Origin of the sequence: Kitasatospora sp. NPDC087314, assembly GCF_044744365.1 — a bacterium.
Taxonomy (GTDB): domain Bacteria; phylum Actinomycetota; class Actinomycetes; order Streptomycetales; family Streptomycetaceae; genus Kitasatospora.
On record NZ_JBIUYE010000018.1, the window covers coordinates 24,316 to 37,850 of the forward strand.

Here is a 13,535-nt window from a genome sequence, read left to right on the forward strand (position 1 = left end):
GGGCTTTGCCCGGGGTGGCGGCGAGCAGGCAAGATAGCCGGGTGACCCTCCTTGATCTGATGCCGAAGCCCGCCACACCCGATGCGCTGTACGAGACGTTCGCCGCGTGGGCGGAGGAGCGGGGGATCACGCTGTACCCGGCGCAGGAGGAGGCGCTGATCGAGCTGGTGTCGGGGAACAACGTGATCCTGGCGACGCCGACCGGCTCGGGAAAGAGCCTGGTGGCGGCGGGGGCGCACTTCGCGGCGCTGGCGGAGGGGAAGCGGACCTTCTACACGGCGCCGATCAAGGCGCTGGTGTCGGAGAAGTTCTTCGACCTGGTCAAGATGTTCGGCACCGAGCAGGTCGGCATGATGACCGGCGACGCGAGCGTGAACCCGACCGCGCCGATCATCTGCTGCACGGCCGAGGTGCTGGCGCAGATCGCGCTGCGCGACGGTGCCCGGGCGGACATCGGCCAGGTGGTCATGGACGAGTTCCACTTCTACGCGGAGCCGGACCGCGGCTGGGCCTGGCAGATCCCGCTGCTGGAGCTGCCGCAGGCGCAGTTCCTGCTGATGTCGGCGACGCTCGGCGACGTGCGCCGCTTCGAGGAGGACCTGACCCGCCGGACCGGCCGGCCGACGACGGTGGTGCGCAACACGACCCGCCCGGTGCCGCTGTTCTACGAGTACCGCCGCACCACGATGCACGACACCCTGGAGGAGCTGCTGCAGACCGGCCAGGCGCCGGTCTACGTGGTGCACTTCACGCAGAAGGAGGCGGTGGACCGGGCGCAGTCGCTGATGAGCATCAACATGTGCTCGAAGGCGGAGAAGGACGCCATCGCCGACCTGATCGGCGGTTTCCGCTTCACCACCAAGTTCGGCCGCAACCTGTCCCGTTTCGTGCGCCACGGCATCGGCGTGCACCACGCGGGCATGCTGCCGAAGTACCGCCGGCTGGTCGAACGCCTGGCCCAGGCAGGCCTGTTGAAGGTGATCTGCGGGACGGACACGCTGGGCGTCGGGGTGAACGTGCCGATCCGTACGGTGCTGTTCACGGCGCTGTCCAAGTACGACGGCAACCGGGTGCGGATCCTGCGCGCGCGGGAGTTCCACCAGATCGCCGGGCGGGCCGGCCGGGCCGGGTTCGACACCGTCGGACAGGTGGTAGCGCAGGCGCCCGAGCACGTGATCGAGAACGACAAGGCGATCGCCAAGGCCGGGGACGACCCGAAGAAGAAGCGCAAGGTGGTGCGCAAGAAGGCGCCGGAGGGCTTCGTCGGCTGGACCGAGGAGACCTTCGACAAGCTGATCGGCGCCGACCCGGAGCCGCTGGTCTCCCGGTTCAAGGTGAGCCACGCGATGCTGCTGTCGGTGATCGGCCGCCCCGGCAACGCCTTCGAGGCGATGCGCAAGCTCCTCACCGACAACCACGAGGACCGCGCGGCGCAGCGCCGGCACATCCGCACCGCGATCGCGATCTACCGCTCCCTGCTGCAGGGCGGCGTGGTCGAGCGGCTGCCGGAGCCGGACGCCGAGGGCCGGATCGTGCGCCTGACGCTCGACCTCCAGGAGAACTTCGCGCTCAACCAGCCGCTCTCCACCTTCGCCCTGGCCTCCTTCGAGCTCCTCGACCCGACCTCGCCCTCGTACGCGATGGACGTGATCTCGGTGGTCGAGGCGACCCTCGACGACCCGCGCCAGATCCTCGCCGCGCAGCAGAACAAGGCGCGCGGCGAGGCCGTCGGCGAGATGAAGCGCGACGGGATCGAGTACGAGGAGCGGATGGAGCGGCTCCAGGAGATCACCTACCCGAAGCCGCTGGAGGAGCTGCTCACCCACGCGTACGAGGTGTACCGCCGGGCGCACCCGTGGATCGGCGACCACGAGCTGAGGCCGAAGTCGGTGGTCCGCGACCTGTACGAGCGGGCGATGACCTTCTCGGACTACGTCGGCTTCTACGAGCTGGCGCGCACCGAGGGCATCGTGCTGCGCTACCTGGCGAGCGCGTACAAGGCGCTGGAGCAGACCGTCCCCGAGGACGTGAAGACCGACGACCTGAAGGACGTCATCGCCTGGCTCGGCGAGCTGGTCCGCCAGGTCGACTCCAGCCTGCTGGACGAGTGGGAGCAGCTGGCCAACCCGACGGACCCGCAGGCCCCCGAGGTGACGCTGGACGACAAGCCGGCGCCGGTGACAGCGAACGCGCGGGCGTTCCGGGTGCTGGTGCGCAACGAGATGTTCCGCCGGGTCGAGCTGTGCGCGCTGGAGCACTGGGCCGAACTCGGCGAGCTGGACGGCGAGTACGGCTGGGACGCGGACCGCTGGGCGGACGCCATGGACGGCTACTGGGACGAGTACGACGACCTGGGCACCGGCCCGAACGCGCGCGGCCCCAAGATGCTGATCATCGAGGAGGAGGACTCCGCCTGGAAGGTCCGGCAGATCTTCGACGACCCGGAGGGCGACCACGACTGGGGCATCAGCGCCGAGGTCGACCTGTACGGCTCGGACGAGGAGGGCCGGGCGGTGCTGCGGGTGACGGCGGTGGACCGGCTCGGCGGCTGACCCTCCGTCAGACATGCCGAGGGGTCCGGAACTTGCCGGGACCCTGGTCGTTTCCGCGCAGCCGTCAAACCGCCGGTTGCGCCCTCTGATCGTTTGTCACATCCATACAAAGGGCTGACCGGCCACGTAGGAGAGGGCGCGGGTGGCGTCGTCGAGGTTCGGCTCCCCGCCGGCCCCGGAGGCGGTGGGCGCCGGAACGGTGGTGGTGGCGCCCGGGGTGGCGGCGGGGCCGGGTTGGGCGTCGGTCCGCGAGCTGGTGACGGTCACGTAGTGCCCGACCGCCTCGACCCGCGGCTCACTGGCCGGCTTGGCGGAGGCGGACGGCGCGGGCGCGGTGGAGGCGTCGGCGAGGATGAAGGCGACGGCACCGGGCTTGGCCCGCAGGGCGTCGGCGGCCTTGGCAGCAGAGGCCTGGTCGGCGAAGCGCAGCAGGGTGACGCTGCTGAGCACCGGGCGGTCGACGCCGGAGAAGCTGACGATCAGGTAGGCATGGCAGCCGCTGTCCCGGAACAGCTCCTGGGTGCGGTCCTGCAGGACCTCGGCGCAGTTCTCGCCCTGCCGGATGCCGCCACGCCGGGCCTTGTACCCGGCGGCCTCGACCGGCCGCTGGGTGGGGAAGAGGCTGTCGGCATTGAGGCCCTCGGAGTCGGTGTGCGGCGGCGGGGTGCCGACCACCGGCGGCGTCCTGGCCGCGTCCTTGCTGGACGGGCCGAGCCCGGGTATGTAGTCACCGGGCATCGGGCGGGTGATGATCCATCCGCCGGCGGTCATCACACCCACCACGACGAACCAGCCCACCACCCGGCGGGCCGTCAGGCGCCTGCCCCGGCCGCCGCCCCGACTGCCGCTCAGCTCCGCGCCCGTGCCGACGGCGGCCCCGCCGGTCCGCTGCCCTGCCTGGCCGTCCTGGCCCTCTCCCGGAGTCGGGGTGCGCTCCCGCTGCGTGGTCATGGCGCAGATTCTAAGCAACCGTCGGGTGGCCCAGATCACGGGGTGGGCCGGTTGTCGATCACCACCACACGTGCGTACCGACACCGATCGTCCACCCCCCCGCCGGCGACCTCCGCCTACCGGCCAGTAACCACCGGTGCGCGCCGGCGTCAAGCCCGTGACCAGCACCGACGCCGTGAGCTTCGACACTGTGGCAAGTGGCACATCCTTCCGCGGATCTTCTGGCGGGTTTCCTCTGGCGCCATTCGAGCGCCAGCAGGCAGGATCGGCCCCATGGATCTGCTCGATACCCTCACCGCCAAGGGCCTGCGCGGCGACGTCCCGACCCGCGAGGAGGCGCTGGCCGTCCTCGCCACCACCGACGACGAGTTGCTCGACGTCGTCGCCGCGGCCGGCAAGGTGCGCCGCAAGTGGTTCGGCCGGCGCGTCAAGCTCAACTACCTGGTGAACCTCAAGAGCGGGCTCTGCCCGGAGGACTGCACCTACTGCTCGCAGCGGCTGGGCTCCAAGGCCGAGATCCTCAAGTACACCTGGCTCAAGCCCGACCAGGCCGCCGAGGCGGCCCGCGCCGGGGTGGCCGGCGGCGCCAAGCGCGTGTGCCTGGTCGCCAGCGGCCGCGGCCCGACGGACCGTGACATCGACCGGGTCACCGACACCATCGACGCCATCAAGGACGCCGACCCCGCGGTCGAGATCTGCGTCTGCCTCGGCCTCCTGTCCGGCAACCAGGCGGAGCGGCTGAAGGCGGCCGGCGCCGACGCCTACAACCACAACCTCAACACCTCCGAGAACACCTACGGCGACATCGCCACCACCCACACCTACGCGGACCGGGTGGACACCGTGCAGAAGGCGCACGGCGCGGGCCTGTCCGCCTGCTCCGGCCTGATCGCCGGCATGGGCGAGAGCGACGAGGACCTGGTCGACGTGGTGTTCGCGCTGCGCGAGCTGGGCTCGGACTCCGTCCCGGTCAACTTCCTGATCCCGTTCGAGGGCACCCCGCTCGCCAAGGAGTGGAACCTCACCCCGCAGCGCTGCCTGCGCATCCTGGCGATGGTCCGCTTCGTCAACCCGGACACCGAGGTGCGGATCGCCGGCGGCCGCGAGGTGCACCTGCGCTCGATGCAGCCGCTCGGCCTGCACCTCGCCAACTCGATCTTCCTCGGCGACTACCTGACCAGCGAGGGCCAGGCCGGGCAGGCCGACCTCGACATGATCAAGGACGCCGGTTTCGAGGTCGAGGGCGCCGGCGAGGCCACCCTGCCCCGCCACCGCGCGGACGTCGCGGCGGCCTCCTCCTGCGGCACCGCGGCCTCGGCCTGCGGCAGCGGCGGCGGCTGCGGCCCGTGCGGCGGGCACGCGCACGCCCCGGCCTCGGCCTCAGCCTCGGAGGACACCCCTGCGTCGGCCGCGGAGGACACCGACGCCTCGGACGGGGAGCTGCGCAGCGACCTCGTCAAGGTCCGGCTGCGCGGCGCCGGCACCGAACTCGCGCCCAATGCCTGATAGTTCTGGAGACTGACGCATCATGCCCCAGCTGTCCGCGGACACGCTGCTCGCCCTCGACCGCGCCCACGTCTGGCACCCGTACGGGCCGATGCCCGGCACCGTCACCCCGTACGTGGTCGAGTCCGCCTCCGGGGTCCGGCTGCGCCTCGCCGAGCCCGTCGCGGGCGGGCGGCGCGAACTCGTCGACGGGATGTCGTCCTGGTGGGCGGCCATCCACGGCTACCGGCACCCGGTGCTGGACGAGGCCGTCCGCGAGCAGCTGGGGCGGATGAGCCACGTGATGTTCGGCGGGCTCACCCACGAGCCCGCCGTCCGGCTGGCGGCGACGCTGGTGGACATCACGCCCGAGCCGCTGCGGCACGTCTTCCTCGCCGACTCGGGCTCGGTGGCCGTCGAGGTCGCGATGAAGATGTGCCTGCAGTACTGGCAGTCCGTCGGCCGCCCGCACAAGCGCCGGCTGCTGACCTGGCGCGGCGGCTACCACGGCGACACCTTCCACCCGATGTCCGTCTGCGACCCGGACGGCGGCATGCACCACCTGTGGGGCGGGGTGCTGCCCGGGCAGCTGTTCGCGCCGCAGCCGCCGGCCGGGTTCGATGCCCCGCTCGACCCCCGGTACGCGGCCGAGTTCGAGGAGTTGATGGCCCGGCACGCGGACGAACTGGCCGCCGTCATCGTCGAACCGGTGGTCCAGGGCGCGGGCGGTATGCAGTTCCACTCCCCCGCCTACCTGCGGATGCTGCGCGAACTCTGCGACCGGTACGGGGTGTTGCTCGTCTTCGACGAGATCGCCACCGGCTTCGGCCGCAGCGGCGCACTGTTCGCCGCCGATCACGCGGACGTCTCGCCGGACGTGATGTGCCTGGGCAAGGCGCTCACCGGTGGCTACCTGACGCTCGCCGCCACGCTGTGCAGCGCCGAGATCGCCGACGGCATCAGCCGCGGCGAGATGCCGGTACTCGCGCACGGGCCGACCTTCATGGGCAACCCGCTGGCCTGCGCGGTCGCCAACGCCTCGCTGGACCTGCTGCTCGGGCAGGACTGGGCGGTCGAGGTCAAGCGCATCGAGGCGGGGCTGACCGACGGGCTCGCGGCCGCCGTGGACGTCCCCGGGGTCCGGGACGTCCGGGTGCGGGGCGCGATCGGCGTCGTCCAGCTCGACCACCCGGTGGACGTCCCGGCGGCCACGGAGGCGGCCGCGCGCGCCGGCGTCTGGCTGCGCCCCTTCCGGGACCTGATCTACACCATGCCCCCCTATGTGACGGAGGACGAGGACGTGGCACGCATCGCCGCCGCCGTGACCGCCGCGGCGGTGGCGGCATGAGCGCGCGGATCCTGTTCGTGACGGGCACCAACACCGAGGTCGGCAAGACGGTCGCCACGGCGGCCGTCGCCTCGGCGGCGCTGCAGGGCGGCCTGCGGGTCGCGGTGCTCAAGCCCGGCCAGACCGGCGTCGCCCCCGACGAGCCCGGCGACGCCGCCGAAGTCGCGCGCCTGGCTGGCGAACTGACGGTACGTGAGCTGGTCCGGTACCCGGAGCCGCTGGCGCCCGACACCGCCGCCCGGCGGGCCGGACTGCCGTTCCTCTCCCCCGCCGAGGTGGCCACCGCCGTCGCCGAACTCGCCGCCGCACACGACCTGGTCCTGGTCGAGGGCGCGGGCGGGCTGCTCGTCCGCTACGACGACGAGGGCCGCACCCTGGCCGACCAGGCCCGGGCGGTCCGCGACGCCGGGCTGCCGGCCGAGGTGCTGCTCGTCGCCTCGGCCGGGCTGGGCACGCTCAACATCGTCGCGCTCTCGGCGGAGGCCCTGGCGGCGCGCCGGCTGCCGCTGGCGGGCGTGCTCGTCGGCTCCTGGCCCACCGCCCCCGGGCTCGCCGAGCGGTGCAACCTCGCCGACCTGCCGCGCTCGGCCGGCGCCCCGCTGCTCGGCGCCCTGCCGGAACGCGCCGGCACCGCCGCGGACTTCGCCGCCCTCGCCCTCGCCTCGCTGGCCCCCGAGCTGGGCGGCACCTGGGACGCGGAGCACTTCGCGCACGCCCACCGCCCGGAACAGGCCCGGCTTCGCTCGAAGGTGTGATCTCGGCGCCCGAACCGTGGGCCGGGACGGTACGGGCTCAATACCGTTCCTCCCATGACAGACGGGATGACGGTAGACGAGTCTCTTCGGGCCCTGGCCACCCTGGAGGCTGCGTGGAAAGACGACGACGAGGCGCTGTCCGCCCTCGCCACGGGCGGTGCGGACGAGCGCTCGCTCCCGGCGCTGGTCGCCGCGTACGGTGAGCACGCGATGGACACCCTGATGGCCCTGGCCTTCGGGCTGCGGTCGAGCATGAGCGACGAGGAGATCGCCGAACTCTCCGACGCGGTGAGCTCCAACATCGGCGCCCGGATGACCGCCCTGCTCACTCAGGCCCTGAAGACCTGGGGCACCCTGGCGCCCCCGGACGACCTGGCGGTGACCAAGGCCATCGCCCACGCGGTCATCGACGCCATGCGCGCCGTGACCGAGGACCCGAGCCAGACCGAGGTCCTGCCCCTGCTGGCGACCTTCCGCACCTACGCCCTGAACAACCCCTGAGGCGTTGGGATGCCGCGGAGTGGGCCTCGGGAACACCGAAGCCCACTCCCGCCCCCGCCCCCGCCCCCGCCCCCGCCCCCGGGGAGTGAGGCCAGGGGGCTTATCCACCACCGGAGTTCGGCAGACCGAACGGTCAGCCCGCACGTCAGTGGCCGGGCCGCGGCGCGGCCACCTGCCGCCGCTGCGCGAGGTGCAGCGGCTGCTCCGCCCGCTGGTGCAGGAGCAGCACCGAGCGCACCGGCTCGCCGCCCAGCGCGGTGTACGCGTGCGGCAGCGAGGCGTCGAAGCCGACGTAGTCCCCCGGGCCCAGCTCCGTCTCGCACCCGTTCACCCGCACGCCCAGCCGGCCCGCCTGGACGATGGTGTGCTCGGTGCCGACGTGGCCACCGGAGTCCTGGGTGCCGCCGGCGCGCACCTGCTGGTCGTAGACCTCGAACACCGAGTCGCCGGACTCGATCCGGCGCAGCGGGCGCAGGTCCACGCCCTCGCCGCTGAACGCCTCGACGTCGGCGGCGCGGACCACGGTCAGCTCGCTGGAGGGCCGCCCGTCGACCAGGTCGGAGATCGGCACGCCGAGGATCCGGGAGAGTCCGAAGACCGTCTCCAGGGTCGGGTTGCCGCCGCCGGACTCCAGCTGGGAGAGCGTCGCCTTGCCGACCCCGGCCCGCCGGGACAGTTCGGAGAGCGACAGCCCGCGCTGGGCCCGGACGCGCTTGAGGTTGGCGGCGAGGACGCCCCGGACGGATCCCTCGGAGACGCTCACGCTCTTCCCCTTCTCTCCGGACAGTGTTCGATAAACCGTACGGTACGCATGCCAAGCAGACAGGTCAGCGTAGCGAAGCAGGTCGATACCCCGGGCCGGTCCGACCCGAACCGGCCCTCCCCACCCACGGGTCCGGCTACTTCAACTGCGCCAGCGCCGTGGCCACCCGCTTGACCGCGTCGACGACGTCCTCGGGCTGCCGGGCGGTGTAGCAGAGGCGGAAGAAGCCCGGCGCGGGGTTGTGCATGACGCCGCCGGGCAGCAGCGTGACCTCGGTGGGCTCGGCCGCGAGGTACTTGAACAGCCAGTCCTCGTCCGTGTCGAGACCGCCCGTGGGCAGCGCCAGCACGCTCTCGTCCGCCTCGGCGTGGCCCGGGCGGCGCTTGCCGAGGTACTTGGTGAGGTCGACCCAGAAGAACTGGGCGGCGTTGTCGCCGGGTTGGTGGACGTAGTCGATCTTGGCGGTGTCCAGGGCCGCCTTGACCTTGCCGAAGCTCGTCTTGAGCAGCGCGCGGTACTCCCGCATCGCGTAGGTGGTGTACAGCTCGCCGCTCGGGCCGTCGGCGGGGGCGCTCAGCAGGTACTGGATGACGAAGGTCTTCAGCGAGTCGAAGGGGCTGAACCAGGGCAGCGGGTGGGTGGTCTCGGCCTCGTCCGTGCCGCCGAGCATGGTGCGGCGCACGGCGGCGTTCTTGGAGAGCACGAAGCCGGTGCGGAAGCCGGACAGGCCGAAGTCCTTGGCGAAGCCCCAGACGACGTGGATCCGGTCGGCGTGCGTCCGGTACGCCTCCAGGGCCACCGCACTGGTGAAGTTCGTCGTGCTGCTGTCGAGTTGGGAGTGACAGTAGATCTCGTCCGAGATGATGTGCATGTCCGTCTTGGTGAGTGCCCAGGTGTAGATCTCGTCCAGCAGGGCCCGCGAGTAGTTGACGCCGAGCGGATTGTGCGGATTGGTGAGGACCAGCAGGCGCGGCGCACGACCGGCGGCCTTCCGGGCCTCGTACGTGTCCTTGATCAGGGCCAGGGTGAGCCGATAGCGGTCCGCGCCCGTGGTCGGCAGCTGCACCGGGACGCACTTCAGCTTGGGCCGTTCCTCGAAGGACCAGTTGAAGCCCTGCCAGTACGGCGCCGGGAGCAGCACCTCGTCGCCGTCCTTGAGCCGCGGTCCGACCGGGTCGGGGCCCTTGAGCGCGAAGGCGATGCACTCCAGTGCGGAGGAGACCCCGGCCACACCGAACACGTGGTCCGCCTCGACCTTGGCGCCCAGCGCCAGGGTGAGCAGGGCCGCGACCTGCCCGCGCAGCTCCGGGGTGCCGGCCGAGGCGATGTACTGGATGTACCGCTCGGGGAGCAGGCGGATGTTGTCGAAGACCTTCTTCTTCATCGAGTGGTGGTACAGCAGGACGTTCTCGGCGACGGACAGGTTGACCGCCTCGGGGGACGCGACCTCCTGGTGGTAGTAGGCGAGGGCCTGCTCCAGGTCGGGCAGGCGGCCGAGGAGTTCGGCGGCCGCCTCGGGCGAGGCGAGGGTGCGGGTGTCGTCGGTCATGACGGGTCCTTCTCCGGTGGCACGATGGGGGTGGACGGCGTGCCGGAACACGGTCGTTCGGACACGCATCGACACCAGCGGACCATGCACCGGAGACGGCCGCCAGCGCTCGGCGGCCGTCCGGACGGGAGTGGACTCAGGCGGGCAGCGGCTTGACCCAGCGGCTCCACCGCGGTTCGGGGTGGTAGCCGGCGGCCTGCCAGGTGCGGTGGCCGAGGGCGTTGTCGTCCAGCACCATGGCGTCGGCTCGGCGGCCGCCGAGCGCGGCGAAGCGCTCCTCCGCGGCGGCCAGCAGGGCGGCGCCGATGCCCTGGCGGCGGTGGTCGGGGTCGACGGCGAGGCGGTAGAGGTGGCAGCGCCAGCCGTCCCAGCCGGCGATCACCGTGCCGACGACCGTCGCCGGGTCGCCCACCGGGGTGGCGACGATCAGGCACTCCGGGTCCCGGGCGAGCAGCGCGGCCACGCCCGCCTCGTCGTCCGTGATGCTGGCGCCCTTCGCCGCCCGGGCCCAGAGGGCGAGCAGGGCGGGGATCTCGTCGGGGGTGGCGGCGCGCAGGGTGATCGTGTCGGTCATGCGGCCTGTCTAGCAGGCGCTTTCGCCCCGCCGCCGGGAATTCCGCGACGCGGACGGACGCGGGCGGACGCCGCCGGCAGGCCCACACCGCGGGTGGACGGGCCGTCAGCCCAGGCGCCACACCGTGGTGGGCTTGACCGCGGTGTCCTCCAGGTCGGCGACGACCGGCACCCGGTAGGCGGCCACCGCGGTGAACCGCTCCCGGGGCAGGTAGGCCCGGCCGGGATCGCCGACGATGACGGTGGCGCCGCGCGCGGCGGCCCGTTCCAGGAAGGGCAGGAAGCGGGCGGCCATCGCCCGTTCGTAGAACACGTCGCCCGCGAGCACCACGTCGGCCGGGGCGCCGTCGCCGTCCACCAGGTCCACCAGGGCGGCCTCCACCCGGACGCCGTTGGCCTCGGCGTTGAGGTCGATGGCGGCCACCGCGTAGGCATCGATCTCGGCCGCGCGGACGGCCGCCGCACCGCTCAGCGCGGCCGCGACGCCGACCACCCCGGACCCGGCGGCGACGTCCAGCACCGTCCGCCCGGCGACCAGCTCGGGGTGGTCCAGCACGTAGCGGGCGACGGCCACCCCGCCGGCCCAGGCGAACGCCCAGAACGGCGGCGGCAGCCCGACCTCCCCGCGCACCCGCTCGGTGGTCTCCCAGAGGGTGATCGCGTCCTCGGCCATGTGCAGGCCGACCTCGGGGACGAACGGGACGGGCTTCAGCTCGGTCTCGCGCCGGACGAAGGCGAGGTCGGTCTCCGGCTGAAGAGTGCGCAGCTCACTCGGCATCCCCGCAGCATAGGGCCTCACCGCCGGGACGGGCGTTCCCCGAGCCGGCGGGGGCGCTCGCGCCCGCCACCACAGCCACCGCCGCAGCCACCGCCGCTGCTTCCGCCAGGAGCTTGCGGAGCCTGGGCAGGCCCGGGCCCGGGCCTGCCACCGGCCACGCGACCGTCGTCCCGGCGACGCCGAACGGGTCTCCGGCGCCGTCAGCCGTCGGTCGCCAGGGGGACGGTCGCCGTGAGCCGGGCCCCGGACGGCGTCGGGGTGACGGCCAGTGTGCCGCCGTGGTGGCGGGCGATGTCGCGGGCGATCGGCAGGCCCAGGCCGCTGCCGCCCTCGTCCCGGCTGCGGGCGTCGTCGAGGCGGGTGAAGCGTTCGAAGACGCGCTCGCGGTCGGCGGGCGGGATGCCGGGGCCGTCGTCCTCGACGTCCAGGACGGCCAGGCCCCGGGCACGGTCGGCGGCGAGCCGGACGTGGACGGTGCCCGCCGCGTGCCGGTCGGCGTTGTCGAGCAGGTTGGTGAGCAGTCGGCCGAGCCAGAGCGGGATGCCGTCGACGGCCACCGCGGGGGCGAGGTCCGTGGTGCGCCGGTGCGGGCCGGCGGGGCGGCCGAGCACGGTGGCGGCGACCAGCCCGGTGAGGTCCACCCGCTGCCGGGGCCGGTCCTCGCCGCCGCCCGCGTCGAGGCGGGCGAGCAGCAGCAGGTCGGTGGCGAGGCTCTGCAGCCGGTCGGTGTCCTGGAGCGCGCCGTGCACCAGTTCGGCCCGGACGGCCGGGTCGGGGTGGGTGTCGGCGACCTCCAGCTGGGTGCGCAACACCGCGAGCGGGCTGCGCAGTTCGTGCGAGGCGTCGGCGATGAACTGCCGCTGGCGCCGCCCGGAGGCCTCCAGCCGGTCGAGCATCGCGTTCATGGTGGCGGCGAGGCGGGCGATCTCGTCGGCGGTGCCGGGTTCGGGGACACGACGGTGCAGATCCTGCCCGGTGATCGCGTCCACCTCGGCGCGGATGGCCTCCACCGGCCGCAGCGCGTGCCCGGTCACCCGCCAGGTGACGACCACCCCGGTGAGCAGCAGCAGCGGGCAGGCGACGGCGAGCGCGGCCTGGGTGATGTCGAGCGCCTCGTCGGCGGCGCGCAGCGAGGCGCCCGCGTAGACGGTGACCGGCCCGCTCGGGGTGTCGGCCGTGACGGCGGTGAGTCGCTGGCGGTGGTGGTCGTACAGCGGGTCGACGTCGTCGGTGGTGTGCGAGCCGGTGCGGTGGGCGGCGGTGAGGGCGGGCCGGCCGGTCAGGTTGGGGCTGGCGGCGAGGACGGTGCCGTGGGCGTCGACGGCCTGCAGGAAGTCGGTGCCGTGGCCGGCGTGCAGGACGGGCGTGAGCCGCCCCTGGACGGCGAGTTGGGCGACCGAGTCGGCCTGCTGCCTGGTGGCGGAGGCGGCGGAGGCGACCAGGTCGGCGTGCAGGGCGGCGAGCAGCCCGGCGCCGGCCAGGGCGAGGGCGGCGGCGAGCACCGTACCGGCGGCGGCGGTGGCCCGGGCGCGCACCGACCGGGGGACGAACCGCCCGAGCGGGCCGGGGAGTCGGGGAAGGCGCGGGCGCATCTCAGCCGCCGTCGGGGGCGAGCCGGTAGCCGGCGCCGCGCATGGTCTGCAGGGCGGCGCGGCCGAACGGGGCGTCGATCTTGCGCCGCAGTGCGTGGATGTGGACCTCGACGATGCTGGGGTCGGGGTCGTGGTCGGCGTCCCAGACGTGGTCGAGGATCTCGCGCTTGGAGACCACCGTCCCGGCGCGCGCGGCCAGGTACTCCAGGATCGCGAACTCGCGGGCGGTCAGGTGGGTGGGGCTGCCGGCCCGGGCGCAGGTGCGGGCGTTGGCGTCGAGGACCAGGTCGCCGAGAGTGTGCAGGCGCGGGCGCTGCTGGTCGATCCGGCGGTGCAGGGCGCGCAGCCTCGCGAGCAGGACGACGAAGGAGAAGGGCTTGGACAGGTAGTCGTCGGCGCCGGTGTCCAGGGCCTCCGCCTCGTCCCATTCGCCGTCCTTGGCGGTGAGCATCAGGATTCCGGCCCGGCAGCCGTTGGCGCGCAGCCGGGCGCAGACCCGGTAGCCGTTGAGGCCGGGCAGCATGATGTCGAGGACGATCACGTCGTAGGGGTGCCGGTCGGCGAGGGCGAGGCCTTCGGGCCCGTTGTGGGCGGTGTCGACGGTGTGGCCGTCGGCCTCCAGGCCGCGGCGCAGCGCGGTGGCCATCCGGTGTTCGTCCTCGACGACGAGTAGGTGCATCCGTTCAGG

At 73.2% G+C, this 13,535-nt stretch carries 12 protein-coding genes; 5 read left to right on the top strand and 7 right to left on the bottom strand.

Annotated elements, in window-relative coordinates; genetic code table 11:
- Positions 1-59 precede the first annotated feature (59 nt).
- Positions 60-2,552, top strand: a complete 2,493-nt coding sequence (locus tag ACIO5E_RS33000; protein ID WP_400675329.1) for a DEAD/DEAH box helicase — start codon at positions 60-62, stop codon at positions 2,550-2,552.
- A gap of 96 nt (positions 2,553-2,648) precedes the next feature.
- On the opposite strand, the gene ACIO5E_RS33005 is transcribed toward ACIO5E_RS33000, so the two are convergent.
- Positions 2,649-3,503 (bottom strand): hypothetical protein, encoded by an 855-nt coding sequence (locus ACIO5E_RS33005; protein WP_400675047.1) that lies wholly within the window; start codon positions 3,501-3,503, stop codon positions 2,649-2,651.
- 273 nt (positions 3,504-3,776) lie between these two features.
- Here ACIO5E_RS33005 and bioB point away from each other — a divergent pair, with 273 nt between their 5' ends.
- The 4 genes from bioB to ACIO5E_RS33025 are packed head-to-tail and all read left to right on the top strand — an operon-like array spanning position 3,777 to position 7,592.
- The gene (gene bioB, locus ACIO5E_RS33010) at positions 3,777-5,009 is read left to right on the top strand and encodes a biotin synthase BioB (RefSeq protein WP_400675049.1); all 1,233 of its coding nucleotides are present in this window, start codon (positions 3,777-3,779) and stop codon (positions 5,007-5,009) included.
- A 22-nt stretch (positions 5,010-5,031) separates the two neighbouring features.
- A complete protein-coding gene (locus tag ACIO5E_RS33015) occupies positions 5,032-6,336 on the top strand; it encodes an adenosylmethionine--8-amino-7-oxononanoate transaminase (protein ID WP_400675051.1) in 1,305 nt (434 codons plus the stop codon).
- Complete coding sequence (gene bioD / locus ACIO5E_RS33020; protein WP_400675052.1) at positions 6,333-7,091, top strand: dethiobiotin synthase; 759 nt, start codon at positions 6,333-6,335, stop codon at positions 7,089-7,091. Before ACIO5E_RS33015 ends, bioD begins: the two co-directional genes overlap by 4 nt.
- Positions 7,092-7,145: 54 nt before the next feature.
- A complete protein-coding gene (locus tag ACIO5E_RS33025) occupies positions 7,146-7,592 on the top strand; it encodes a hypothetical protein (protein WP_400675055.1) in 447 nt (148 codons plus the stop codon).
- Positions 7,593-7,737: 145 nt separating this feature from the next.
- On the opposite strand, the gene ACIO5E_RS33030 is transcribed toward ACIO5E_RS33025, so the two are convergent.
- From ACIO5E_RS33030 to ACIO5E_RS33055, 6 genes are all read right to left on the bottom strand, one after another.
- Positions 7,738-8,355, bottom strand: coding sequence for a helix-turn-helix domain-containing protein (locus ACIO5E_RS33030; RefSeq protein WP_400675057.1), 618 nt, complete (start codon positions 8,353-8,355; stop codon positions 7,738-7,740).
- Positions 8,356-8,491: 136 nt separating this feature from the next.
- Positions 8,492-9,904 (bottom strand): pyridoxal phosphate-dependent aminotransferase, encoded by a 1,413-nt coding sequence (locus tag ACIO5E_RS33035; protein WP_400675060.1) that lies wholly within the window; start codon positions 9,902-9,904, stop codon positions 8,492-8,494.
- 136 nt (positions 9,905-10,040) lie between these two features.
- Positions 10,041-10,478, bottom strand: coding sequence for a GNAT family N-acetyltransferase (locus tag ACIO5E_RS33040; RefSeq protein WP_400675062.1), 438 nt, complete (start codon positions 10,476-10,478; stop codon positions 10,041-10,043).
- Positions 10,479-10,583: 105 nt separating this feature from the next.
- Entirely contained in the window at positions 10,584-11,255 is a 672-nt protein-coding gene (locus ACIO5E_RS33045) for a class I SAM-dependent methyltransferase (protein ID WP_400675065.1), read from the bottom strand.
- 200 nt (positions 11,256-11,455) lie between these two features.
- Complete coding sequence (locus tag ACIO5E_RS33050) at positions 11,456-12,847, bottom strand: sensor histidine kinase (RefSeq protein ID WP_400675067.1); 1,392 nt, start codon at positions 12,845-12,847, stop codon at positions 11,456-11,458.
- Position 12,848: 1 nt separating this feature from the next.
- Entirely contained in the window at positions 12,849-13,526 is a 678-nt protein-coding gene (locus tag ACIO5E_RS33055; RefSeq protein ID WP_400675069.1) for a response regulator transcription factor, read from the bottom strand.
- Between the last annotated feature and the right edge of the window lie 9 nt (positions 13,527-13,535).